Here is a 22,545-nt window from a genome sequence, read left to right as displayed (position 1 = left end):
GCGGCGTGGGCCACCTGCGGGGGTCACGCCGCCCGGGCCGCGGGGAGCGGCGCCGGGCGGCGCGGGGCGTCAGGCGCTCTGCGCGCCGTTGATGTAGTTGACGGCGTCCTGGACGGTCTTGAGGTTGCCGACCTCCTCGTCCGGGATGCGCACCTCGAACTTCTCCTCCGCGAGCGTGGCGATCGTCATCATCGACAGCGAGTCGACGTCCAGGTCGTCGGTGAAGGACTTCTCCGGGGTGACGGACTCGGTGGGCAGCCCGGTCTCCTCGTTGACGATCTCGGCCAGGCCGGCAAGGATCTCCTGCTCGCTGAAAGCCATGGGGTGTCTCCGTTTCGTTTGCATGCTTACGGTTTGTCGGTTGACAGTCTGGTCGGGGCAGGACCGGTGTACCAGGCGCCCCGGGGCCCGCTAGGGCAGGACCACGACCTGGGCAGCGTAGGCGAGGCCCGCGCCGAACCCGATCTGCAGGGCGATGTCGCCGCTCTTGGCCTTCCCCTCGCGCAGCAGGCGCTCGGTGGCCAGGGGGATCGACGCGGCGGAGGTGTTGCCGGTCTCCACGATGTCGCGACCGACCACGACGTCCTCGCGCAGCCCCAGGTACTTCACCATGTGGTCGATGATCCGCATGTTGGCCTGGTGCGGGAGGAACACGTCGATGTCCTCCGGCGTCAGGCCGGCGGCCTCGATCGCCTCCCGCGCCACGGGCGTCATCTGGAACACCGCCCACTTGTAGACGGAGGGGCCCTCCTGGCGCAGGGTCGGCCACTCGATCTCCTCGACCGGGGTGCCGGCCGGGGCGTTGCGGTAGTCGAGCCAGGAGTGGGTCTGGCGGATCATCTTGGCGGCCGAGCCGTCCGAGCCCCACACCGTCCGGCCGATGCCGGGGGTGTCGGAGGGGCCGACGACGGCGGCGCCCGCGCCGTCGCCGAGCAGGAAGCTGATGGAGCGGTCGGTGGGGTCGATGAAGTCGGACATCTTCTCCACGCCGATCACGAGCGCGTGCCGGGCGGTGCCGGCGCGGACGAGGGCGTCGGCCTGGGCGATCCCGTAGGCGTAACCCGCGCAGGCCGCGGAGATGTCGTAGGCCGCGGCGGGGCTCGCGCCGATGCGGTCGGCGACGACGACGGCCAGGGACGGGGTCTGCTCGAACCAGGTCACCGTGCCCACGATGACGGCGTCGACGTCCTTGCCCTCGATCCCGGCGGCCGCCAGGGCGTCGTTGGCGGCCCCCTCGGCAAGATCCGCGATCATCGTCTCGGGGTTCGCGCGGCGGCGCGAGACCATCCCGGTGCGCTGCCGGATCCACTCGTCGGAGGAGTTGATCGGCCCGACGATGTCGTCGTTGACGACGACGTTCTCACCCCGCACGCCGCCCACCCCGAGGATGCGGGCGTGCTGGACGGGCTGCGCGGCGGTGAGGTTGGGACGGGTCATCGGGTGCCTCCATGGCGGGTCATCAGCTCGCGGGCTGCCGGCAGGTCGTCGGGACTCTTGATCGCCACGGTCTCGACCCCAGGAAGGGTACGACGCGCCAGGCCGGTCAGGACGCCTCCGGGGCACAGCTCGACGACGCCGGTGACGCCCAGGGCCAGCAGCTGCTCGCAGCACAGGTCCCACCTGACGGGGTTCGCGACCTGCGTGACGATGCGGGAGAGGGCCTCGGCGCCGTCGGGCACCGGCGCACCGTCGGCGTTGGAGAGCAGGGTCGTGGCCGGGTCGGCCGGCGTGAGGGACGCGGCGACCTCGCGCACCCGCGCGACCGCGGGGGCCATGTGCTCGGTGTGGAAGGCGCCGGCAACCTGCAGCGGGATGACGCGGGCACGGCCGGGCGGGTCCGCGGCGAGCGCCTCGAGCTGCTCCAGGGTGCCGGCGGCGACGACCTGCCCGCCCCCGTTGACGTTGGCCGCGGACAGGCCGTGGCGGGCGATGACCTCCGCGACCTCCTCCGCCGTGCCGCCGACGACGGCGCTCATGCCCGTGGGACGCGCCGCCGCGGCGTCGGCCATCGCGCGGCCCCGCTCGCGGACGAGCAGGAGCGCCTGCTCGTCGGTCAGCACGCCGGCGACCGCGGCGGCCGCGAGCTCGCCGACCGAGTGGCCGGCCGTGGCGGCCGGGCGGGCGCTCCCGCCGTCGAGGAGGGCGTGGAAGCTCAGCAGCGAGGCGGCGGTCAAAAGCGGCTGCGCGACCCGGGTGTCCTTGATCGTCTCCGCGTCGGCGGTGGTGCCCAGGGCCACGAGGTCGAGCTCGGTCACCTCGGCGTAGCGGTCCAGGCGGGCCCGCAGCGCGGGGTCGTCGAGCCAGGGGGAGAGCATCCCGGGGGTCTGGGCGCCCTGTCCAGGGCACAGGAGGGCAAGCACCCTTCCACTCTGCCAAGTCGTCGCCGCGGCGCCGCGCCTACGACGCCTACGAACTAGTTCCGGCCGGTTTGTCGCTTCCCTACAACGCCGTGAGGCAACTCTCGGCGTCCCGCCGGGGCCGCGGGCCGGATCGGTGGTAGGTACCCGTCAGATGCCGCTGTGCCGGGTGGCGGCCTCGGCGAGCCGGCCGACGGCGAGAGCCACCTGCAGCACGAAGCCCTCGCGGGCGTCGGTGGGGTCCCAGCCGACGAGCTGGCCGATGCGCCGCAGCCGGTAGCGCACCGTGTTGGGGTGCACGTACAGGGCGCGGGCGGCGCCCTCGAGGGAGCGGCCCTGGGCCAGGTACTCCTCGAGGGTCTGCACGAGCGTGGCCCCGCCGGCGACCAGGGGCTTGTAGAGGTCCTCGACGAGGGTGCGGCGGGCCAGCGGGTCCCCGTTGAGCATCCGCTCGGGCAGCAGCTCGTCGGCCGTGACCGGCCGGGGGGCCGCGGGCCACGCGCGGACCGCGAGCAGGGCCGCCATCGCGGCGCGGGCGGACCGGCCGGCGTCGCCGACCTCGCGGACCTCCGGGCCCAGCACGACCGGGCCGGGCCCGAAGCGGGGGAGGAGGGACTTGGCGGCGGCGCGCAGGTCGCCCTCGCCGCCCAGGACGACGATGAGCCGGTCGCCGTGGATGCCCACGAGGGCGTCCTCCGCGGCGCGGCGGCACGCCCGGCGCAGGTCCGCCGTGCGCCGCTCGTCCAGCGCGCCCTGCGCCTGCCCCACCATGACCAGGGTGGCCCCGCGGCCGGACCAGCCCAGGGCGGCGATGCGCGAGCGCAGCGACTCGTCCGCCACGCCGCGCACGAGGGAGTCGACGACGAGCGCCTCGAGGCGGGCGTCCCAGGCGCCGCGGGTCTCGGCCGCCCGGGCGTAGACCTCGGCCGCGGAGAAGGCGACCTCCCGGGAGTAGAGCAGGACGGCGTCGCGCAGGTCCCGCTGCTGGCCGGGCTCGGCGAGCTGGACGGCGTTGTCCTCGACGACCTCGACGACGATCCGCACGAGCTGGAGGGTGTGCTGCAGGGAGATGGACCGGGTCAGCTCCGGCGGGGCGGCGCGGAAGATCTCCTGGGCGTTGTACGAGCCGTTGGACGGCAGCTCGTACCAGGAGATGAAGGCGGCGATGCCGGCCTGGGCGACCAGACCGATCCAGGACCGGTCCTCGGCGGCGAGCTCGCGGTACCAGTCGAGCTCGGCGTCCAGGCGCTTGAGCGCCGCCGAGGTGAGCATGTCCGTCCCGCCGCGCAGACGCCGCACGACGTCGGAGCTGCCCTCCTCGCGCCCGGTGCGCTCGCTCGTGGTCATGTTCGAAGAGCATAGGCGTTCGGGCGGCGCGCCTGTTGTGGGATGCCTACAAACGGCCGCCGCGCGTCTGGGGGTCGACGCGGGGTCGTTACCCGGCATCGGGCCGGGCCAGCGGATATGGTCGTCGGCATGGCTCTCTTCGATCGGCTCCGCGCGCTGCTGTCGAGAAAGAAGCCGGGGCACCTGGTGGGAGCCCGGCGTCCCTCGGCGGTAGCGCGGGCGGAGGACGCACCCCGCGAGGACGCGCTGCGCGAGCGCCTCATCGAGGACCCCAACGACATCGCCGCGTTCAAGGCCCTCGCGGAGCTGGTCCGGCGCCGGGCGGCGGGTGTGGGCCCGGCCGACCCGCTGACGGCGGAGCAGCTGCCGGCCGACGCCAAGCGCGCCGCCGACGTCGCGGTCTGGGCCCTGGCGGAGGAGCTCGCCGGCAACCCCCGCGGCTGGTACGCGCTGATCGAGCTGGGACGGCTGTCGCTGGCCGACGACCACGAGGCCGCCATGCGCCGGCTCGCCGGCGCCTGCGAGCGCGAGCCCACCGGCCGTGCGCTTGCCGAGGGCGTCAAGATGCTGCGCGAGGCGGGCCTGCCGGGCGAGGCGCTGGGCCTCGGCGTCGGCCACTGGGCGCCCAAGGACAACGTGGTCGAGGCGGGCCGCCAGGTGGTGCTCGCCGCGCTCGAGGCCGGGCGCCCGATGGACGCCCGCCGCCACCTCGAGGCCCTGGCGACGTCCAAGGACACCGCAGGCGCCGCTGCCGCGATCACCGAGCTCGAGCCGCTGGTGGCCCAGGCCGAGGTGGGGCACGGGGTCTGACCCTCGGGGCAGGACGTCCCCCTTGGCCGGCGGCCGACGGGCACCCGCCGTCGCGTGCCGCCGCCGGGGCCCCTACCATCGGCCATGACGCCGTTCCCGCCGTCGGGACGCGGCGGGAGGACGGACATGACGACCAGGATCGAAGAGGACCTGCTGGGTGAGCGTGAGGTCCCGGCCGAGGCGTACTACGGCATCCACACCCTGCGCGCGGTCGAGAACTTCCGGATCTCCGGCGCGACGGTGAGCTCTATCCCCGCGCTGGTCCGGGGGATGGTCGAGGTCAAGAAGGCGGCCGCGATGGCCAACCGGGACCTCGGGGCAGTCCCCGGGGAGGTCGCCGACGCCATCGTCGCCGCCTGCGACGACGTCCTCGTGCGCGGCCGGTGCCTCGACCAGTTCCCGGTCGACGTCTTCCAGGGCGGCGCGGGCACGTCGGTCAACATGAACACCAACGAGGTGATCGCCAACCTCGCGCTGGAGCACCTGGGGCTGCCCAGGGGCCGGTACGACGTCGTCAATCCCAACGACCACGTCAACAAGAGCCAGTCCACCAACGACGCCTACCCGACCGGGTTCCGGATCGCGCTGTACCGCGTCGTCGAGGACCTCGTGGTGGAGGTCGAGCGGCTCGCCCTGGCCTTCAGCGACAAGGGCCAGGAGTTCGCGGGCATCCTGAAGATGGGCCGCACCCAGCTGCAGGACGCGGTGCCGATGACGATGGGCCAGGAGTTCAGCGCGTTCGCCGTCGTCCTCGCCGAGGAGCTGCGCCAGCTCTCGCACGCCCGCACCCTCCTGCTCGAGGTGAACCTGGGGGCGACGGCGATCGGCACCGGGCTCAACGCGCCGGAGGGCTACACCGCCCGCGCCGTCGCCAAGCTGGCGGAGGTCACCGGTCTGCCGGTCGTGCCGGCCGAGAACCTCGTGGAGGCGACGTCCGACACCGGCGCCTACGTCTCGATGCACGCCGCGATCAAGCGCACCGCGGTCAAGCTCGGGAAGATCTGCAACGACCTGCGCCTGCTCTCCTCCGGCCCGCGCGCCGGGCTGAACGAGATCAACCTGCCCGAGCGGCAGGCCGGCTCGTCGATCATGCCCGCCAAGGTCAACCCGGTCATCCCCGAGGTCGTCAACCAGATCTGCTTCAAGGTCATGGGCAACGACGTGACGGTGACCATGGCCGCGGAGGCCGGCCAGCTCCAGCTCAACGTCATGGAGCCGGTGATCGCCCAGTCGCTGTTCGAGTCGATCTCGCTGCTCACCCGCGGCTGCGAGACGCTGCGCGAGCGGTGCGTCGTGGGCATCACCGCCAACGAGGACGTCACCCGCCAGGACGTGCTCGACTCGATCGGGATCGTGACCTTCCTCAACCCGATCATCGGTCACCACAACGGCGACCTGGTGGGCCGCGAGTGCGCCCGCACGGGCAGGAGCGTCCGCGAGGTCGTGCTCGAGATGGGCCTGCTGACCGAGCGGCAGGTGGACCAGCTGCTCGCCCCGGCGAACCTCATGCGCCCGCAGTACCGCGGCAAGCGCTACGAGGGCCAGGACCCCACCACCCTCACCCCCGGCACCCCGACCCGGTGAGACGTCACCAGTGGCGCGAGACGTCTCGCGCGGCTCTACGACGGAGCCCCGCCGGTCGATGACCGGCGGGGCTCCGTCGTGCGTGGCAGGCTCAGGCGTCGCCGCCCGCCGACCCGGACTCGCCCGCGTGGACGTTGAACAGGTCGTACCGCTCGATCGCCTGCCGGACCACGTCGCGGTCGATCTCGCCGCGGTCGGCCAGCGCCTGCAGGGCGCGCACCGCCATCGAGTGGGCGTCGATGTGCAGGTACCGGCGGGCCGCCGGCCGGGTGTCGGAGAACCCGAACCCGTCCGCGCCGAGGGTGTAGTACTCGCCAGGCACCCACGGGCGGATGCTGTCCTGCACCTGGTGCTCGAAGTCGCTGGTGGCCACGTACGGGCCGCCGGCGTCGCGGAGCTTGGTGGTCACGTAGGCCTCGCGGCGCTCGGCCTCGGGGTGGAGGAAGTTGTGCTGGTCCACCTCGACGCCGTCCCGGCGCAGCTCGTACCAGCTCGTCACCGACCACACACCGGCCCGCACGCCCCAGTCGCCCGCGAGGAGCTCCCGGGCGTGCAGCGCCCACGGCACCCCCACTCCGGAGGCGAGCAGCTGGACCCGCGGGCCGTCGCCCTCGGGCTCGGCGATGCGGTAGATGCCCCGCAGGATGCCGTCGACGTCCACGTTCTCCGGCTCGGCCGGCTGGTGCATCGGCTCGTTGTACACCGTCAGGTAGTACATGACGTCCGGGTCCCGCGGGTCCTCGCCGTACATCCGCTGCAGGCCGTCCCTGACGATGTGGCGGATCTCGTAGGCGTAGGCGGGGTCGTAGTGCACCACCGCGGGGTTGGTGGAGGCCAGGACGGGGGAGTGCCCGTCCATGTGCTGCGTGCCCTCGCCGGCCAGCGTGGTCTTGCCGGCCGTGGCGCCGATGATGAAGCCACGGGCCAGCTGGTCGGCGGCCGCCCAGAACTGGTCGCCGGTCCGCTGGAAGCCGAACATCGAGTAGAAGATGTACACCGGGATCATCGGCTCGCCCTGGGTGGCGTACGCCGTGCCGACCGCCTGCATCGCCGCCGCCGAGCCGGCCTCGTTGATGCCGGTGTGGAGGATCTGCCCCTGCTCGGACTCCTTGTAGCTGAGCATGAGGTCGTGGTCCACGGAGGTGTAGTTCTGCCCGTGGGTGTTGAAGATCTTCGCCGTCGGGAAGATCGAGTCCAGGCCGAAGGTGCGCGCCTCGTCGGGGATGATCGGCACGATCCGCTTGCCGATCTCCTTGTCCTTCATCAGCTCCTTGAGGAGCCGGACGAAGGCCATCGTGGTGGCCACCTCCTGGTGGCCCGAGCCCTTGGCGAGGATCTGGTAGGGCTTGTCGTCGGGCAGCTCCAGCTTCTTGCCGTTGTCCCGCCGCTCGGGGATGAAGCCGCCCAGCGCCCGCCGCCGCTCGAGCATGTACCGCAGCGCCGGGTCGTCCTCCGACGGCCGGTAGTACGGCGCGTTGTACGGGTCCTCGAGCTCCTCGTCGGAGATCGGGATGCCGAGCGAGTCACGGAGCATCTTCAGGTCCGTGGTCTTCATCTTCTTCATCTGGTGCGTGGCGTTGCGCCCGGCGAAGCTCGGGCCGAGGCCGTAGCCCTTGACGGTGTGCGCCAGGATGACCGTCGGCTGCCCCGTGTGCTCCGTGGCGGCCTTGTAGGCGGCGTAGAGCTTGCGGTAGTCGTGCCCGCCGCGCTTGAGCGCCCAGATCTCGTCGTCGCTCATGTTGGCCACGAGCGCCTTGGTCCGCGGGTCGCGCCCGAAGAAGTGCTCGCGCACGTAGGCGCCGTCGTTGGCCTTGTACGTCTGGTAGTCGCCGTCGTTCGTCTCGTTCATGAGGTTGACGAGCGCGCGGTCCTTGTCCGCGTTGAGCAGGGCGTCCCACTCACGGCCCCAGACCACCTTGATGACGTTCCAACCGGCGCCGCGGAACTGCGCCTCGAGCTCCTGGATGATCTTGCCGTTGCCGCGCACCGGGCCGTCGAGGCGCTGGAGGTTGCAGTTGACGACGAAGGTCAGGTTGTCGAGGTTCTGCCACGACGCCAGCTGCAGCATGCCGCGCGACTCCGGCTCGTCCATCTCGCCGTCGCCGAGGTAGGCCCACACCCGCTGCTGCGAGGTGTCCCTGATCCCGCGGTCGTGCAGGTACCGGTTGACCCACGCCTGGTAGATCGCCCCCGCCGGGCCCAGGCCCATGGAGACGGTGGGGTACTCCCAGAAGTCCGGCATGCGGCGGGGGTGGGGGTAGGAGGGCAGCCCCCGGCCCTCCGGGTCGTGGGAGTACTCCTGGCGGAAGCCGTCCAGGTCCTTCTCGGTCAGCCGGCCCTCGAGGAAGGCGCGGGCGTAGTTGCCCGGGGAGGCGTGGCCCTGGAAGAAGACCTGGTCGCCGCCGCCCGGGTGGTCCTTGCCGCGGAAGAAGTGGTTGAAGCCCACCTCGTACAGGGTGGCCACCGAGGCGTAGGAGGAGATGTGGCCGCCCACGGCGACGCCGGGGCGCTGAGCGCGCGTGACCATGACCGCGGCGTTCCAGCGGATCCAGCCGCGGTACTTGCGCTCGACGGCCTCGTCGCCGGGGAAGTACGGCTCCTCGTGCACGCCGATGGTGTTCACGTACGGCGTGGTGATCGGGTTCGGGATGGCGACGCTGCGCTCACGCGCGCGCTTGAGCAGGTTCAGCAGGATGTACCGCGCCCGGGGACCGCCACGCTCCTCGATGAGGCCGTCGAGCGAGTCGAGCCACTCGCGGGTCTCCTCGCTGTCGATGTCCCCCACCTGGCTGAGCAGGCCGTTGATCAGGGGCGAGGACTCGGTTCGTGAACTCACGCGTTCCCTCTTCTCACTTCTCTGTTGTCGACGGTGACACGGGCGCGCCCCCGTCGTTCAGGGTAGGACCATTGTCCGCCCTTGACCTGCCCGGTGGCGAACCTTGGGCCGGGCGCGGGCTGTGACCCTGCCGACACCGCGGCGCCCGCAGGATCGGCGCACGTCACGGTACGGACGTGCACGCTTGCGCGACGGCTCCCCGCTACGGTGGGCTAGACCACACACGCGGACCGGGGGGACGCCCCGGGCCGCCCGGCGGGGCCCCGGGGCCCGGGAAAGGCAGGACACACGTGGCAGTCAGCGCGGGCGCGGGAGCCGGCAGCAGGTTCGGCTTCACCACCGGGCAAGTGATCCAGGAGTTCGGCTACGACGACGACGTCGATGCCGCCGTGCGGGAGGCCATCGAGCAGGCCACCGGCACCGAGCTGGTGGACGAGGACTACGGCGACGTGTGCGACGGCACCCTGATCTGGTGGCGCGAGGAGGACGCCGAGCAGGAGGACCTCACGGACCTCCTGGTCGACGCCCAGGCGAACCTCGACAACGGCGGCCTGATCTGGGTGCTCACGCCGAAGCCGGGACGGGACGGGCACGTCCGCCCGGCCGACATCGAGGAGGCGGCCCGCACCGCGGGCATGCACGCGACGTCCGCCGCCGCCGTGGCGGCCGGCTGGTCCGGCATCCGCATCGCCTCACGCAGCCGCAGATGACGGCGCGGACGACGGCGGAGGCCGGGGCTGCCGCCGCTGGCCCCGCCGTGGGCGCGGCGGCGCCGGACTTCGAGCTGCCCGACACCCACGGGACCCCGGTGCGACTCTCCGCGCTGCGTGGCACCCCGGTGGCGCTGGTGTTCTTCCCGTTCGTCTTCTCCGGGATCTGCACGTCGGAGCTGTGCGAGCTGCGCGACAACCTGGGGGAGTTCGCCGCCCGCGGCGTGCGCCTCCTCGCGATCTCCACCGACGCCATGTTCGCCCAGCGCGCGTGGGCCGAGGCCGAGGGGTTCGGCTTCGACCTGCTGTCCGACTTCTGGCCGCACGGCGAGGCGGCCCGGGCGTACGGGGTCCTGGACGAGTCCGACGGGCACGCCCTGCGGGGCAGCTTCCTGCTCGACGCCGACGGCGTGGTGCGCTGGTCGGTGGTCAACCCGCGGGGCCAGGCGCGCGACCTCGACGCCTACCGCGGGGCGCTGGCGTCGCTCTGACGCCCGGCGGCCGGCCCCCGGCGCCCAGGCCCTCGAGGGGCGGGCGCCGCGGTGCCTTAGGCTGTCCGGGCGCGGGCAGCCGCGCACGGGCCCGTAGCTCAGTTGGTCAGAGCGCCGCGCTTACACCGCGGAGGTCGTCGGTTCGAGACCGGCCGGGCCCACCAGCACGCCGCCGCCGGCGTCCCCCGGCGCCGGTAGGCTCCCCGGCATGCTCACCCTGGCCGACGTCGTCGAACTCCTCGAGCAGCGCTACCCGCCGTCGACGGCGGAGGACTGGGACGCCGTCGGGCTGGTCGCCGGCGACCCCGAGGCGTCCGTGGAGAAGGTGCTGCTCGCCGTCGACCCCACCGAGGAGGTCGCCGCCGAGGCCCTCGCGTGGGGCGCCGACCTGCTCGTGACCCACCACCCCCTGTACCTGCGGGGCACGTCCAGCGTGGCCGCCACCACCCCCAAGGGGCGGGTGGTGCACCGCCTCCTCACCGGGGGGTGCGCGCTCTACACCGCCCACACCAACGCCGACTCCGCGGCCGACGGCGTGTCCCAGGCCCTCGCCGACCTCCTCGGGCTCCGGGACACCCACCCGCTCCAGCCGCTGCCCGGCGCCGCGCTGGACACCCTGGTCACCTTCGTCCCGCAGGACGACACCCAGCGGCTGCTCGACGCCCTGGCGGAGGCCGGGGCCGGGCGGCTCGGGGCCTACGAACGCGCCGCGTTCTACGCCGCCGGCACCGGCACGTTCCGCCCCCTCGACGGCGCCCACCCCACCATCGGGAAGGTCGGCGCGGTGGAGGAGGTCGCCGAGGACCGCCTGGAGGTCGTGCTCCCCCGCGAGCGGCGGGCCGCGGTGCTGACCGCGCTGCGCCGGACGCACCCGTACGAGGAGCCCGCCTTCACCCTCGTCGCCCAGGCCACGCAGGAGGCGAGCACCGGCATCGGCCGGATCGGCACGCTGCCAGGGCCGCTGACGCTGCGGGCCTTCGCCGAGCGGGTCGCCGCCGCCCTCCCGGCCACCCCGCAGGGGATCCGGGTGGGCGGCGACCCCGACGCCCAGGTGCGCACCGTGGCGGTGTGCGGCGGGGCCGGGGACTCCCTGCTCGGGCGGGCGCGGGCGCTGGGCGCCGACGTCTACGTCACCGCTGACCTGCGCCACCACCCCGCGTCGGAGCACCTCGCCGGCGGGCGGCCGTACCTCGTCGACGCCACGCACTGGGCCTCGGAGTGGCCGTGGCTGCCGCGCGCCGCCGAGGCGCTGCGTTCCGACGCGCAGGCGCGCGGGGCTAGGTTGGACCTGCGGGTGTCCGCCCGGGTCACCGACCCGTGGGGCCTGCACCTGGCACAACAGCACAGCGAGCACAACGACGAAGGAGCACGCCCGTGACCACCGCCCCCGTGAAGGACCAGCGCCGGCTGCTCGACCTGCAGGCGCTGGACACCCGCGCCGCCAAGCTCGCTCACCAGCGCCGCACCCTGCCGGTGCTGGCCACGCTCGCCGAGCTGGAGGGCCGCGCGGAGGACCTGCACCGGGCGCAGGTGGAGGCCAAGACCGTCGCAGCGGACACCCGCCGCGAGCTGGCCAAGGCGGAGGCCGACGTCGAGCAGGTCCGCTCGCGCGCCGCCCGCCACCAGGCCCAGCTCGACGCCGGCACCGGGCTGTCCCGTGAGCTCGTGGCGCTGCAGACCGAGCTCGCGCAGCTCGCCCAGCGCCAGGCGGTGCTCGAGGAGATCCAGCTCGAGGTCATGGAGCGGCTGGAGGACGCCGAGGCACGCGTGGCCGAGCTGCAGAGGCAGGAGGACGCCATCAGCGCCGACGTCGCCCGGCACACCGCCGAGCGGGACGCCCAGCTCGCCGAGATCGACGCCGAGCTCGAGAACGTCAGGGCCGAGCGCGCCGCGCTGGCCGGGCAGGTCGACGCGGAGCTGCTGGACCTGTACGAGTACGCCCGCGGTCGCACCGGTGGGCTGGGTGCCGTGGCCCTGCGCGGGCACCGCACCGAGGGGGCCCAGGTGGAGTTCACGCTCAGCGAGCTCGCCGCCATCGACGCCGCCGCACCGGAGGAGGTCATCACCTCCGAGGAGCGCGGCTTCATCCTCGTGCGGCTGGACGAGGGGCAGTGACGGGGGAGCAGCACGGCCTGTTCGACCTACCGGGTGTCGAGCCGGAGGCCGCCCGGGCCCCGGACGCACCGCCCGCGCGGGTCTCCGGGGCACCGGCCGCGCACACCGCTGGGGCCCCGCCCGGCCGCCGGCTCGTCGTCGAGACCGACGGCGGGTCCCGCGGCAACCCCGGGCACGCCGGTTACGGCGCGGTGGTGCGGGACGCCGGGACCGGCCGCGTGCTCGCCGAGCGGGCCGAGTACCTGGGCATCGTGTCGAACAACGTCGCGGAGTACTCCGGGCTGGTCAACGGGCTGCGCGCGGCCGCCCAGATCGACCCGCGCGCCGAGGTGGAGGTGCGCGCGGACTCCAAGCTCGTCGTCGAGCAGATGAGCGGACGCTGGAAGATCAATCACGACGAGATGCGCACCCTGGCGGAGCAGGCCCGGCGCGCGTTCCCGCCCGAGCGGGTGCGGTACACGTGGGTGCCGCGCGCGCAGAACAAGGCGGCCGACGCGCTGGCCAACGCGGTGATGGACTCCCGCGGCGTGGTGCGCACGGACGCCTGGCGCGCGGGCGGCGGGGCCGGCGTGCCCGCGGACGGCCAGGCTGCCGCCGCGCCGACGGAGCAGGTTCCCGCCGCGCGGACGAGCCCGGCGTCCGGGGCTCCGGCGGAGGCCCCGCGCGCCGCCGACGCGCGGGAGGCGGTCGTCGCCGCCCGCACCAACGCCCCACGCGTCAGCGGCACCCCGCTGCCACGGGTGGGTGGCGACCCCGTGACCGTCGTCCTCGTGCGCCACGGGGTCACCGAGCTGACCGAGACCGGGCGTTACTCGGGTGGCGACACGCCCGGGCCGGCACTCAGCGAGACCGGCCGGACGCAGGCCCGGCGCGCCGGCGCCCTGGTGGGCCGGATCGGGGACGACCTGTGGCCGGACCTGCCGCGCCCGTCCGCGCTCCTCGCCTCGCCCATGGTCCGCACGCGCCAGACGGCGGCGGCCGTCGGCGAGCGGCTCGGGCTGGCGACCGGCACGGACGAGCGCTTCGGCGAGTGCCGTTTCGGCGCGTGGGACGGCCTCACCGTGGCGGAGATCGAGGAGGGCTGGCCGGGGCAGCTGCTCGGCTGGGCCACCTCGGCCGACGTGCGGCCGCCCGGTGGGGAGTCGCTCCGCGACGTCGGGGCACGGGTCGCCCGCGCCCTGCGCGACCTCGCCCACGAGCGAGCCGGCGGCACCGTGGTCTCGCCGCGCACACGGTCGTCATCCGGGCCGCGGTGGGCCTGGTGGGGCGCGTGGCGCCGGGGCACTGGTCGGCGGTGCGCATCCCGCCCGCCTCGGTCACCGTCGTGCGCGTGTGGCCGGAGATCGACGACGACGGCCTGCTGGTGGGCGACCTCACGGTGGTGGGGTGCCCGTCCGAGCTCGCCGGCTGAGGGGCGTCGGCCCCGGTCGACCTGCCCGTGCTGCGTCCCGCCTCGATCGCCCGAGCCGTGCGCGGAGGCAGACCGGGTCGACCTCGGACCGTGCGGGGCGTCAGGCGCGCTCGACGAGGGTGAGCGTGCGCCGGCCCCGGGTGGGTGCCGACAGCTCGACCGCGTGCACCCCGGCGACGGGGTCGTCCGAGAGCTCCTCGGCGGCGCCCGCGAGCTCCTCGGCCGTCGTCGGCGCGTTCCCGGCCCGGGTGAGGAGGTGATGGGTGAGGACGCCCCGCGCGTGCTTGGCGTTGTGCGAGACGACCTGGCGGCGCCCGTCCCGCTCCCGCACCACCTGGACCGCCACGTGCTCCGCACCCGTGGGCGGACGCCACGCCGCCGCGTAGGTGGCGGAGCGGCAGTCCACGACGACGTCGCCGGCGGCCGCGTCGTCGAGCACGCCGCCCAGGCGCCCGCGCCAGAAGGTGGAGAGCTTCCCGGGGCCGGGCAGGCTCACGCCCATCGACAACCGGTACGCGGGCACCTCGTCGGCGGGGGTGAGCACGCCCCACAGCCCGGAGAAGATCCGCACGGTGCGCTCCGCCCGGCGCGCCGCCGCGCCGCGTAGCCCGCCCAGCCCGGCGGCGGTGTACAGCACGCCTGTGTACACGTGCGCCGCGGGTGCCGCGGGCGCGGTGCGCACCGTCAGGTTGCGGGCGACCTCGGCGGCGACGGCGGCGCCCACGCCCAGGGTCGCGGCCGCGTCGGGCGCCGCGGACGCGCGCTCGAGCGCGGCGAGCACCTCCTGGCGGGCGTCGGTCAGCACCCGGCCGGACAGCCGCGCGAGATCGAGGGGACGGCCCTGAAGAGGCTGGGTCTTGCCCTCCGAGGGCGGGAGCAGCACGAGCACCGGGGGATGTTACCCCCGGACACCTGACCGGACGGGGCACGTCCGTCTGCCCGGCCGTCCGGCCGGACGCCGCGCGTGGGGCGCGTGGCGTGGGCGCGCCGGGACGCGTGACGTGGGCGGCGGCGCCCCGGCCGCCACGTCGCGGGGAGCCGGTAGACTGGACGGCGCGGATGAGTCGGCCAGGCGGTCGCGGCACGCCGGCGTGAGCCGGTCGTGACGAGGAACGTCCGGGCTCCACAGGGCAGGGTGGTGGGTAACGCCCACCCGGGGTGACCCGCGGGACAGTGCCACAGAAAGCAGACCGCCGCGGTGCCTCGGCACCGCGGTAAGGGTGAAACGGTGGTGTAAGAGACCACCAGCGCGGCGGGTGACCGTCGCGGCTAGGTAAACCCCACCCGGAGCAAGACCAGACAGCAGGCGTTCGAGGGCGGCCCGCCCGAGCCTGCGGGTAGGTCGCTGGAGGCGTGCGGCAACGTACGTCGTAGATGGATGGCCGCCACCGGGGACCGGCAACGGGACCCGGCGACAGAACCCGGCGTACCGGCCGACTCATCCGCACACCCGGAGTCCGGGGCGACCGAGCGTCGGGCGCCGACCGCGCCGGCCGCGTCCGGGGACGTCTGCGCCTCGATGCGCCCCGTCAGGCGACGACCGTCACCCAGAGCTCCCAGCCCTTCTCGTCCAGCTCCTCCGGCGTGTACGTGAAGGAGTGCTGGCGGGGCGGCGCGTCGGCGCCGGTGAGCCGCAGCGTGTAGGACCCGGACGCGGGGACCTCCGTGAAGGTGGTGGTCCAGACGCAACCCCGCTGGGTAGCCTCCGGCGCGCCGTCGATCCGGTCTGTGGCCAGCTCCGCGCCGTCGGCCCCGAGCAGCGCGACCTCGGCGCCGTCGAAGAACGTCCCGGTGTAGTCCTCCTCGGAGCACTGGTCGGAGAAGCTCGACCCCGCGTCGCTGACAGTGACGGCGAGGGGGCGGGGTACCTCGTCGCCGGCGACGCTCATGCTCGCCACGGAGGCGATGACGCCGACGGCCAGCACGGCGGCGGCGCCCACGACGCCACGGCGGCGCCAGCGGTGGGGCGGGAGGCTTCCCACAGGAGTGATCTCCTGGGTGACCACTCCGGCCGACTCCTCCATCGAGACCACGACGCCCTCCTGCTCGCCAACGGTGGCGATCCGCACGATGCCGACCCGCCCGTCAACGGTGGCCCTCCGATGATATTCGGGCAGGAGGGGATTGCGGTGGCGGAGCGTCCGATCCGCCGGTGCATCGCGTCACACGGTGGCCGGCGACGCCGGTCGGCCGGCCCCCAACCACTCAGTACTCGTTCGGCATCAGGATCCACAGGATCGGGTAGACGATCAGCTGGCTGCCGGGCAGGACCATGAGCACCAGCACGAACAGCACGCGGGCGGCCCACGGTCCCAGCCCGAACCGTCGGCCCAGGCCGGCGCAGACGCCCGCGATGACGCGGCTGTCGCGCGGGCGGACGAGGCCCTGGCGGCGGAAGTTGTTGCGGACGGCGGTCATGTCGAGCCCTTCTCGATCGGTGTGCACTCAGCGTGCCGCGCCGCCGGTGCCCACCGCATCAGGGAGGCCCCTGGTCCGTTCCCTGGTTCCCACCCCGGGGGGCGACGTGGGCGCGCTGGCGCGCGTGCTCGCCGCGGATCCAGTCGTTCGTCAGCCGCGGGTCGTCGTCCCCGCCACCGTGCTCGAGCGAGTCGAGGTAGCGGCGGTCGCGGTCGATCCGCGCCCGCGCACCGGTGGCGTCCGTGACGTGCCCGTGCCCGGGCACCACGCGGCGGGCGTCGCCGAGCAGCCCGGCGAGCGTCTCGAGGCCCCGCCGGTACTCGCCCACCGGGTCGGCCGCGGCCAGGTCGAGGAGCGGCACCTCGGTGTCGCTGAGCATGTCCCCGGCCAGCAGCACGCCCGCGCCGGTCACGAGCAGGGCGGCGTGACCGGGGGCGTGCGCGGAGTGCTCGACGACCACGACCTCCGGACCGGGCCAGGGCACCGTGCGTCGCGCCGGGTCGGCCGGCCCGGGGAGCGGCGTCACCCCGCCGATGGTCTGCCACTCGTGGCCGGGCAGGTCCCGGGCCGCCTCCGCGGGGAGCTCCGGCCCGCGGCGGTCCGCCTCCCGCGCCGCGGCCGGGGTCGCGAAGCGGGGCGCCGGTCCGAGCGCCGCCGCCCAGAGCAGGTGGTCCCAGTGCGGGTGCGTGGAGACCCCCGCGGCCACCCGCCACCCGCGGTCGTGGGCGGCCCGGGCGAGGCCGGCCAGCTCGGCCGGGGTGAGGGCGGGGTCCACGAGCAGGCAGGCGCCGTCGTCGGCCACGACGAACGGGGAGGTGGTGGTGAAGCTCCCGGCGGTGGCGACGTGAACGCCCGTGGCCACCTGCTCCAGTGCGCGGCCGGCGGTCATGTCAGCGGTAGCCGTGGGCGGCGAGGTAGGCGGCGCCGACGATGCCGGCGGTGTTGCGCAGGGCGGCGGGGACCATGGGGGCGGTGGTGCGCAGAAGCGGCAGGAACTTCTCGTGCTTCTTGCTCACGCCGCCGCCGACGACGATGAGGTCGGGGGAGAAGAGCATCTCCACCGTGGAGTAGAAGCGCTGCAGCCGCTCGGCCCACTCCTCCCAGCTGAGGTTCTCGTTCTCCCTCGCCGACGACGCCGCGCGGTCCTCGGCGTCCGCGCCGTCGATCTCGAGGTGCCCCAGCTCGGTGTTGGGCACGAGCGTGCCGTCGACCACGAGCGCGGAGCCGATGCCCGTGCCGAGCGTGGTCACCAGCACGACCCCCGGCACACCGCGGGCGGCGCCGTAGACGGCCTCGGCGACGCCCGCCGCGTCGGCGTCGTTGACGGCGATCACGGGCTGACCGATGGCCTCGCTCATCAGCGCGGGCACGTCCACGCCCTTCCACGACTTGTGGAGGTTGGCGATGAAGGGCACGACCCCGTGCTTGATGGGGGCGGGGAACGTCAGCCCGACCGGGACGGCGGGGTCGAGGTCGAACGCGGCCACGAGCTCCGAGACGGTCGAGGCCACGGCCTTGGGCTTGGAGGGGCTCGGGGTCGGGATCCGCAGCCGCTCGGCGGTCAGCTCGCCGGTCTCCAGGTCGACGGGGGCGCCCTTGATCCCGGACCCGCCGATGTCGATGCCGAAACCGATCCGCTGCTGCGCCTCGGCGCCGGGCAGCCGGACGACGTGCCCGGCGTCGGCCAGGCCCCCGGCGCCCTCCCCGGGCTCGGGCAGCGGCGACGGCTGGGTGCCGGTCACGGCAGCGTGAGGATCTCGGCGCCGGTCTCGGTCACGACCAGCGTGTGCTCCCACTGGGCGGTGCGAGATCGGTCCTTGGTGAGCACGGTCCACCCGTCGTCCCACTGCTCCCACTCGATGCCGCCGAGGGTGAGCATGGGCTCGATGGTGAACACCATGCCGGGCTCGATGACGGTGTCGTAGCGGGGCGCGGAGTCGTAGTGGGGGATGATCAGGCCGGAGTGGAAGGCCTCGCCCACGCCGTGCCCGGTGAAGTCGCGCACCACGCCGTAGTCGAACCGCCGGGCGTAGGCCTCGATGACACGGCCGATCACGTTGACCTCGCGGCCGGGCTTGACGGCGCGGATGCCCCGCTCCATGGCTTCCCTGGTGCGCTCGACCAGCAGGCGCGACTCCTCGTCCACGTCGCCGACGAGGAACATCGCGTTGAGGTCGCCGTGCACCCCGTCGACGTAGGCGGTGATGTCGATGTTGAGGATGTCGCCGTCGGCGAGCACGGTCGAGTCCGGGATGCCGTGGCAGATGACCTCGTTGACTGAGGTGCACAGCGACTTGGTGAAGCCCATGTAGCCCAGCGTCGAGGGGTAGGCGCCGTGGCTGACCAGGAACTCGTGGCCGATGGCGTCGAGCTCGTCGGTGGTCACGCCCACAGCCACGTGCCGGCCCACCTCCTCCAGCGCCTGCGCTGCGATGCGGGAGGCGCGGCGGATGCGCTCGATCGTCTCCGGGGTCTTCACCTCCGAGGCGGTCACCCGCTCGGGGCCGGTGCGGCCGACGTACTCCGGGCGGGGGATGGACGCGGGCACCGCGCGCATGGGGGAGACGGTCCCCTTGGTCAGCGTGCCGCGCGGGGCACGGTCGGCGAGCATGGTGGCAGGCATGCGGACCAGTCTAGGACCGGCCCCCGGGACCGACCGGGGCATGGCGGGCACCGGACGGACGGGAGGGAGCGCGATGGCGGCGCCGGAGTACTACTACAACCTCGCCACCGGGCAGGTGGAGGAGGGCAAGGTTCATGGGGCCACGAACCGCATGGGCCCCTACCCGACGGCGGAGGCGGCCGCGCAGGCGCTCGCCCGGGCGCAGGACCGCAACGAGCGCTGGGACGCCGCGGACGCGGCGTGGGCCCGGGACCCCGAGGAGGACTGAGGCGGCCCTGGGCGCTGCCTGGTCACCGCTTCGCGGCGTGTCGGCGGCGCACCCGCGCGTACGGGCGATGACGTCCGGTTGCCGCCGGGAACGGCAGGGGGAGGATGGTCGGTTCCAGCACTCATGGGGGGACCGTCATGCCGGACATCGTCGAGGTCATCAAGACCCAGCACCGCCAGGTGGAGGAGCTGCTCGACCGGGCGCAGGAGGGCGGCCCGGACGCCGGCGCTCTTCTGCAGCAGGTGAGCGACCTGCTGCTGCCGCACTCGCAGGCGGAGGAGTCGTTCGTCTACCCCACCATCCGGGATCGCCGGCAGGACCACGCGGAGGAGGTTCACGACAGCGTCGCGGAGCACCAGCACATCGAGGGCCTCCTTGCGGAGCTGGTCCGGGAGGGCCCGGACAGTCCGGGTTACGACGGCAAGCTCGCCGGGATGGTGGGCGAGCTCCGGCACCACGTCGAGGAGGAGGAGCAGGACCTGCTGCCGGTCCTGGAGAAGTCGCTGAGCGCCGAGGAGCGCGAGGAGATGGGCGCCCGCTTCGCACGCGAGACCGGGATGGAGGAGCTCGCCGCGGGCACGCCGGCGGGCGCCGCCGGGGGCTCGGAGGGCGGGGGCTCGGGGGCCGGCCCCGAGCCCACCCGGGACGAGCTCTACGAGCAGGCGAAGGAGCAGGACGTCCCGGGCCGCTCCTCCATGACGAAGGACCAGCTCAAGGACGCGGTCGACCCGGAATGAGCCGGGGCGGCTCCCGCGCCGTGCCGCACGGCGCGGGACGCCGTCGCCGCCCGAGCCCGGCCTACTGCTCGAAGGTGTGCTCCGGGCCGGGGAAGGACCGGTCCCGCACCGCCTCGCCGTACCCGCGGGCCGCGCGGGCGAGCTCCGCGCCCACGTCGCCGAAGCGCCGGGCGAAGCGCGGGGACCACGACGTCATGCCGGCGATGTCCGTCCACACCAGGACCTGCCCGTCGCACGTGGGCCCGGCGCCGATGCCGATGGTCGGCACGGGCAGGACCTCGGTGACCCGGGCGGCGACGGGCGCCGGCACCATCTCGAGGACGACGGCGACGGCGCCCGCGTCCGCGAGCGCCAGGGCGTCGCCCACCAGCCGCTCGGCCGCCTCGTGGCCGCGGCCCTGCACCCGCTTGCCGCCGAGGAGGTTCTCCGCCTGCGGCGTGAAGCCGAGGTGGCCGAAGACCGGGATGCCCGAGCGGGTGAGCAGCCGGACGTGCTCGGCGAGGTGCGCGCCGCCCTCGAACTTCACCGCGTGCGCCCCGCCCTCCTTCATCATCCGCACCGCGGCGGCGTGGCACTGCGCCGGCGAGGCCTCGTAGGAGCCGAAGGGCAGGTCCGCGACGACGAGGGCGCGGCGGGCGGCCCTGGCGACGGCCCGCACGGCCGGGATCATGTCGTCGACGGTCACCGGGATGGTGGTCTCGTGCCCGTGCATCGTGTTGCCGATGGAGTCGCCCACCAGCAGCACGTCGATCCCCGCCTCGTCGAAGATCGCGGCCGTCACGCCGTCGTAGGCGGTAAGCATCGTCAGCGGCTCGCCGCGCTCCTTCGCCTGGCGCAGGTGGTGGACCCGCACGCGGCGCGGCGGGCGCGCGGGTGCGCTCTCGGCGGGGCCGGCGGCGGGCGCGCCGGGGACAGAGGCGTCGGGGGCAGAGGCGTCGGGGGACTGGCTCATGCGGGGATCTCCAGGTCGGGGTCGGGGAGCGGCCCGAGCGGCAACGGCCCGGCCGTGCGGGGCGTGGGTCATGCCTTGCGCGGCTGGGCGGCGTCCGGGCGGGCGGGGTCGACCGGCTGGACGCCGTCGGGGGTGGCCGCGTCGACGGGCCCGGCGGCCACCAGGGCGAGCTGCTCGCGCCACCGGCTGGTCACCGGCAGGCGGCGGTCGCGGCCGAAGGCCATCGCGGTCACCTTCGGGCCCAGCGGGTACTGCCGGCGCTTCCACTCGGCCCGGTCGACGAGCGTGAGGACGAGCTCGACCGTGTCGGGGTCGAAGCCGGAGGCCAGCAGCTCGCCGCGGCCCAGGCTGCGCTCGACGTAGCCCTCCAGCACGTCGTCGAGCAGCTCGTACTCGGGCAGCGAGTCGGAGTCGCGCTGACCCGGGCGCAGCTCGGCGGAGGGCGCCTTCTCGATGGACGACCAGGGGATCGGGACCGTCTCCCCGGCCGCCTGCGCGGCCTGGTTGCGCCACCGCGCCAGCTCCCACACGCGCGTCTTGAGCACGTCCTTGATGGGGGCGAAGCCGCCGACGGCGTCGCCGTAGATGGTCGAGTACCCCACCGCCAGCTCGCTCTTGTTGCCGGTGGCGAGCACGAGCGGGCCCTCGGAGTTGGAGACGGCCATGAGGATGACGCCGCGCATGCGGGCCTGGAGGTTCTCCGCGGCCAGGCCGGCCAGGTCCATCGCGTCCTCGAACGCTCCTACCGTGGGGGCGATCGGCTGCACGCGGTAGTCCAGGCCGATGCGCTCGGCGAGGTCGGCGGCGTCGTCCTTCGAGCCGTCGGAGGAGTACCGCGACGGCATGGACACGCCGATGACGTTCTGCCCGCCGACGGCGTCCGCCGCGACGGCGGCCACCAGCGCGGAGTCGATGCCCCCGGAGAGGCCGAGCACCACCTTGGTGAAGCCGTTCTTGCGCACGTAGTCCCGCAGGCCGAGGACGACCGCCTCGTACATCTGCGCGGTGTCGTCGCGCTCGGGCGGCAGCGCGTACCCGGGCGGCGTGACGGGCGCGGCGCCGGCGCCGGGCAGCTCGACCAGCAGCAGGTCCTCGGTGAAGCCCGGGGAGGCGGCGACGAGCTCGCCGGCGGTGTCGACGACGAAGGAGTGGCCGTCGAAGACGAGGTCGTCCTGGCCGCCGACGAGGTTGACGTAGAACACGGGGCAGCCCAGCTGCGCGGCCCGGTCCCGGGCGAGGCGCCGACGCGCGGCGCCCTTGCCGTACTCGTAGGGCGAGCCGTTGGGCACCAGCAGCGCGTCCAGCCGGGCGCCGGCCAGCTCGGCCACCGGCCCGCCCTCCTGCCAGATGTCCTCGCAGATCGCGAGCCCGAGGCGGAACCCGTCCACCTCGAGCACGACGGGCTCGTCGCCGGCGGCGAAGATGCGGTACTCGTCGAACACGCCGTAGTTGGGCAGGTGGTGCTTGGTGTAGACCTGCTCCACCCGCCCGGCGTGCAGGTGCGCGGCGACGTTCGTGGGCCGCCCGTCGGCGGCCGTGCCGAGCGAGCCGACGACGACGTGCAGCCCGGCGTGGCCGTCCTCGGCCAGCTCGGCGGCGAGCCGCTCCAGCCGGGCGGTGGCCGCGCGCTGGAAGGAGCCACGCAGGGCCAGGTCCTCGATGGGGTAGCCGGTGAGCACCATCTCGGGCATGACGACCACCGCGGCCCCCGCCTCGGCGGCCCGGGCGGCGGCGCCGCGGACCAGGTCGGCGTTGCCCTCGAGGTCCCCCACCGTGGCGTCGAGCTGGGCGAGAGCGATACGGAGCGGTGCCATGGCGCCACCCTATTGCGGAGGTGACGCCCGTGCGTCGCGGCACGGGCGGGCGGACCGGCGTCTCCAGCGGTG

General features: G+C 74.3%; 22 protein-coding genes, 1 tRNA gene, 1 other RNA gene and 1 pseudogene. 12 read left to right on the top strand and 13 right to left on the bottom strand.

Annotated elements, in window-relative coordinates; genetic code table 11:
- Window positions 1-69: 69 nt before the first annotated feature.
- The 4 genes from ACF0H8_RS12530 to ACF0H8_RS12515 form a co-directional block, all read right to left on the bottom strand.
- Complete coding sequence (locus ACF0H8_RS12530; RefSeq protein WP_395289236.1) at window positions 70-321, bottom strand: acyl carrier protein; 252 nt, start codon at window positions 319-321, stop codon at window positions 70-72.
- Between the two features lie 90 nt (window positions 322-411).
- Window positions 412-1,437 carry a beta-ketoacyl-ACP synthase III gene (locus ACF0H8_RS12525; RefSeq protein ID WP_395289235.1) on the bottom strand — a complete coding sequence of 342 codons (1,026 nt, stop codon included), beginning with the start codon at window positions 1,435-1,437 and terminating at the stop codon, window positions 412-414.
- Window positions 1,434-2,360 (bottom strand): ACP S-malonyltransferase, encoded by a 927-nt coding sequence (locus tag ACF0H8_RS12520; RefSeq protein ID WP_395289234.1) that lies wholly within the window; start codon window positions 2,358-2,360, stop codon window positions 1,434-1,436. The genes ACF0H8_RS12525 and ACF0H8_RS12520 overlap by 4 nt, the downstream gene beginning before the upstream one ends.
- A 147-nt stretch (window positions 2,361-2,507) precedes the next feature.
- Window positions 2,508-3,704 carry a PucR family transcriptional regulator gene (locus ACF0H8_RS12515; protein ID WP_395289233.1) on the bottom strand — a complete coding sequence of 399 codons (1,197 nt, stop codon included), beginning with the start codon at window positions 3,702-3,704 and terminating at the stop codon, window positions 2,508-2,510.
- 129 nt (window positions 3,705-3,833) lie between these two features.
- Here ACF0H8_RS12515 and ACF0H8_RS12510 point away from each other — a divergent pair, with 129 nt between their 5' ends.
- Together ACF0H8_RS12510 and aspA are read left to right on the top strand one after the other, a co-directional pair.
- Window positions 3,834-4,514 carry a hypothetical protein gene (locus ACF0H8_RS12510; protein ID WP_395289232.1) on the top strand — a complete coding sequence of 227 codons (681 nt, stop codon included), beginning with the start codon at window positions 3,834-3,836 and terminating at the stop codon, window positions 4,512-4,514.
- A gap of 126 nt (window positions 4,515-4,640) precedes the next feature.
- Window positions 4,641-6,098, top strand: coding sequence for an aspartate ammonia-lyase (aspA, locus tag ACF0H8_RS12505; protein WP_395289231.1), 1,458 nt, complete (start codon window positions 4,641-4,643; stop codon window positions 6,096-6,098).
- Window positions 6,099-6,189: 91 nt separating this feature from the next.
- Here aspA and aceE read toward each other — a convergent pair whose 3' ends face one another.
- Window positions 6,190-8,934, bottom strand: a complete 2,745-nt coding sequence (aceE, locus tag ACF0H8_RS12500) for a pyruvate dehydrogenase (acetyl-transferring), homodimeric type (RefSeq protein WP_395289230.1) — start codon at window positions 8,932-8,934, stop codon at window positions 6,190-6,192.
- A gap of 290 nt (window positions 8,935-9,224) precedes the next feature.
- Here aceE and ACF0H8_RS12495 point away from each other — a divergent pair, with 290 nt between their 5' ends.
- The 7 genes and pseudogenes from ACF0H8_RS12495 (at window position 9,225) to ACF0H8_RS12465 (ending at window position 13,661) form a co-directional block, all read left to right on the top strand.
- Window positions 9,225-9,644, top strand: coding sequence for a DUF3052 domain-containing protein (locus ACF0H8_RS12495; protein WP_395289229.1), 420 nt, complete (start codon window positions 9,225-9,227; stop codon window positions 9,642-9,644).
- Window positions 9,641-10,135, top strand: a complete 495-nt coding sequence (locus tag ACF0H8_RS12490) for a peroxiredoxin (protein WP_395289228.1) — start codon at window positions 9,641-9,643, stop codon at window positions 10,133-10,135. Before ACF0H8_RS12495 ends, ACF0H8_RS12490 begins: the two co-directional genes overlap by 4 nt.
- Window positions 10,136-10,222: 87 nt before the next feature.
- Window positions 10,223-10,299, top strand: a tRNA-Val gene (locus ACF0H8_RS12485).
- Between the two features lie 44 nt (window positions 10,300-10,343).
- Window positions 10,344-11,513, top strand: coding sequence for a Nif3-like dinuclear metal center hexameric protein (locus tag ACF0H8_RS12480; RefSeq protein ID WP_395289227.1), 1,170 nt, complete (start codon window positions 10,344-10,346; stop codon window positions 11,511-11,513).
- The gene (locus ACF0H8_RS12475) at window positions 11,510-12,250 is read left to right on the top strand and encodes a zinc ribbon domain-containing protein (protein WP_395289226.1); all 741 of its coding nucleotides are present in this window, start codon (window positions 11,510-11,512) and stop codon (window positions 12,248-12,250) included. Before ACF0H8_RS12480 ends, ACF0H8_RS12475 begins: the two co-directional genes overlap by 4 nt.
- Window positions 12,247-13,410: pseudogene (locus ACF0H8_RS12470) on the top strand (histidine phosphatase family protein); the annotation flags it as partial. The gene ACF0H8_RS12475 and the pseudogene ACF0H8_RS12470, both read left to right, overlap by 4 nt.
- A gap of 110 nt (window positions 13,411-13,520) precedes the next feature.
- On the top strand, window positions 13,521-13,661 hold the full coding sequence (locus ACF0H8_RS12465; RefSeq protein ID WP_395289225.1) for a hypothetical protein: 141 nt from the start codon (window positions 13,521-13,523) through the stop codon (window positions 13,659-13,661).
- A 100-nt stretch (window positions 13,662-13,761) separates the two neighbouring features.
- Here the strand turns inward: ACF0H8_RS12465 and ACF0H8_RS12460 are convergent, their stop codons facing one another.
- Window positions 13,762-14,550, bottom strand: coding sequence for a YaaA family protein (locus ACF0H8_RS12460; RefSeq protein ID WP_395289224.1), 789 nt, complete (start codon window positions 14,548-14,550; stop codon window positions 13,762-13,764).
- 171 nt (window positions 14,551-14,721) lie between these two features.
- Between ACF0H8_RS12460 and rnpB the strand changes: the two genes are divergently transcribed.
- Window positions 14,722-15,106: RNase P RNA component class A (rnpB, locus tag ACF0H8_RS12455), an RNA gene on the top strand.
- An 84-nt stretch (window positions 15,107-15,190) separates the two neighbouring features.
- Here rnpB and ACF0H8_RS12450 read toward each other — a convergent pair.
- The 5 genes from ACF0H8_RS12450 to map form a co-directional block, all read right to left on the bottom strand.
- The gene (locus ACF0H8_RS12450) at window positions 15,191-15,730 is read right to left on the bottom strand and encodes a hypothetical protein (protein ID WP_395289223.1); all 540 of its coding nucleotides are present in this window, start codon (window positions 15,728-15,730) and stop codon (window positions 15,191-15,193) included.
- A gap of 136 nt (window positions 15,731-15,866) precedes the next feature.
- Entirely contained in the window at window positions 15,867-16,079 is a 213-nt protein-coding gene (locus ACF0H8_RS12445) for a PspC domain-containing protein (RefSeq protein WP_395289222.1), read from the bottom strand.
- 58 nt (window positions 16,080-16,137) lie between these two features.
- Complete coding sequence (locus ACF0H8_RS12440; RefSeq protein ID WP_395289221.1) at window positions 16,138-16,968, bottom strand: MBL fold metallo-hydrolase; 831 nt, start codon at window positions 16,966-16,968, stop codon at window positions 16,138-16,140.
- 1 nt (window position 16,969) lies between these two features.
- Entirely contained in the window at window positions 16,970-17,740 is a 771-nt protein-coding gene (ppgK, locus tag ACF0H8_RS12435; RefSeq protein ID WP_395290883.1) for a polyphosphate--glucose phosphotransferase, read from the bottom strand.
- Window positions 17,741-17,817: 77 nt separating this feature from the next.
- Window positions 17,818-18,702 carry a type I methionyl aminopeptidase gene (map, locus tag ACF0H8_RS12430; protein ID WP_395289220.1) on the bottom strand — a complete coding sequence of 295 codons (885 nt, stop codon included), beginning with the start codon at window positions 18,700-18,702 and terminating at the stop codon, window positions 17,818-17,820.
- A 73-nt stretch (window positions 18,703-18,775) separates the two neighbouring features.
- Here map and ACF0H8_RS12425 point away from each other — a divergent pair, with 73 nt between their 5' ends.
- Together ACF0H8_RS12425 and ACF0H8_RS12420 are read left to right on the top strand one after the other, a co-directional pair.
- Complete coding sequence (locus tag ACF0H8_RS12425) at window positions 18,776-18,970, top strand: SPOR domain-containing protein (RefSeq protein WP_395289219.1); 195 nt, start codon at window positions 18,776-18,778, stop codon at window positions 18,968-18,970.
- A 137-nt stretch (window positions 18,971-19,107) separates the two neighbouring features.
- A complete protein-coding gene (locus ACF0H8_RS12420; protein ID WP_395289218.1) occupies window positions 19,108-19,707 on the top strand; it encodes a hemerythrin domain-containing protein in 600 nt (199 codons plus the stop codon).
- A gap of 61 nt (window positions 19,708-19,768) precedes the next feature.
- Here the strand turns inward: ACF0H8_RS12420 and panB are convergent, their stop codons facing one another.
- Window positions 19,769-20,659, bottom strand: coding sequence for a 3-methyl-2-oxobutanoate hydroxymethyltransferase (panB, locus tag ACF0H8_RS12415; RefSeq protein ID WP_395289217.1), 891 nt, complete (start codon window positions 20,657-20,659; stop codon window positions 19,769-19,771).
- 68 nt (window positions 20,660-20,727) lie between these two features.
- A complete protein-coding gene (locus ACF0H8_RS12410) occupies window positions 20,728-22,473 on the bottom strand; it encodes an NAD+ synthase (protein ID WP_395289216.1) in 1,746 nt (581 codons plus the stop codon).
- Window positions 22,474-22,545: the final 72 nt, after the last annotated feature.

The sequence above is a fragment of the Georgenia sp. AZ-5 genome (assembly GCF_043952095.1).
Lineage (GTDB): Bacteria > Actinomycetota > Actinomycetes > Actinomycetales > Actinomycetaceae > Georgenia.
This window is presented reverse-complemented; position numbering and strand designations above follow the sequence as displayed.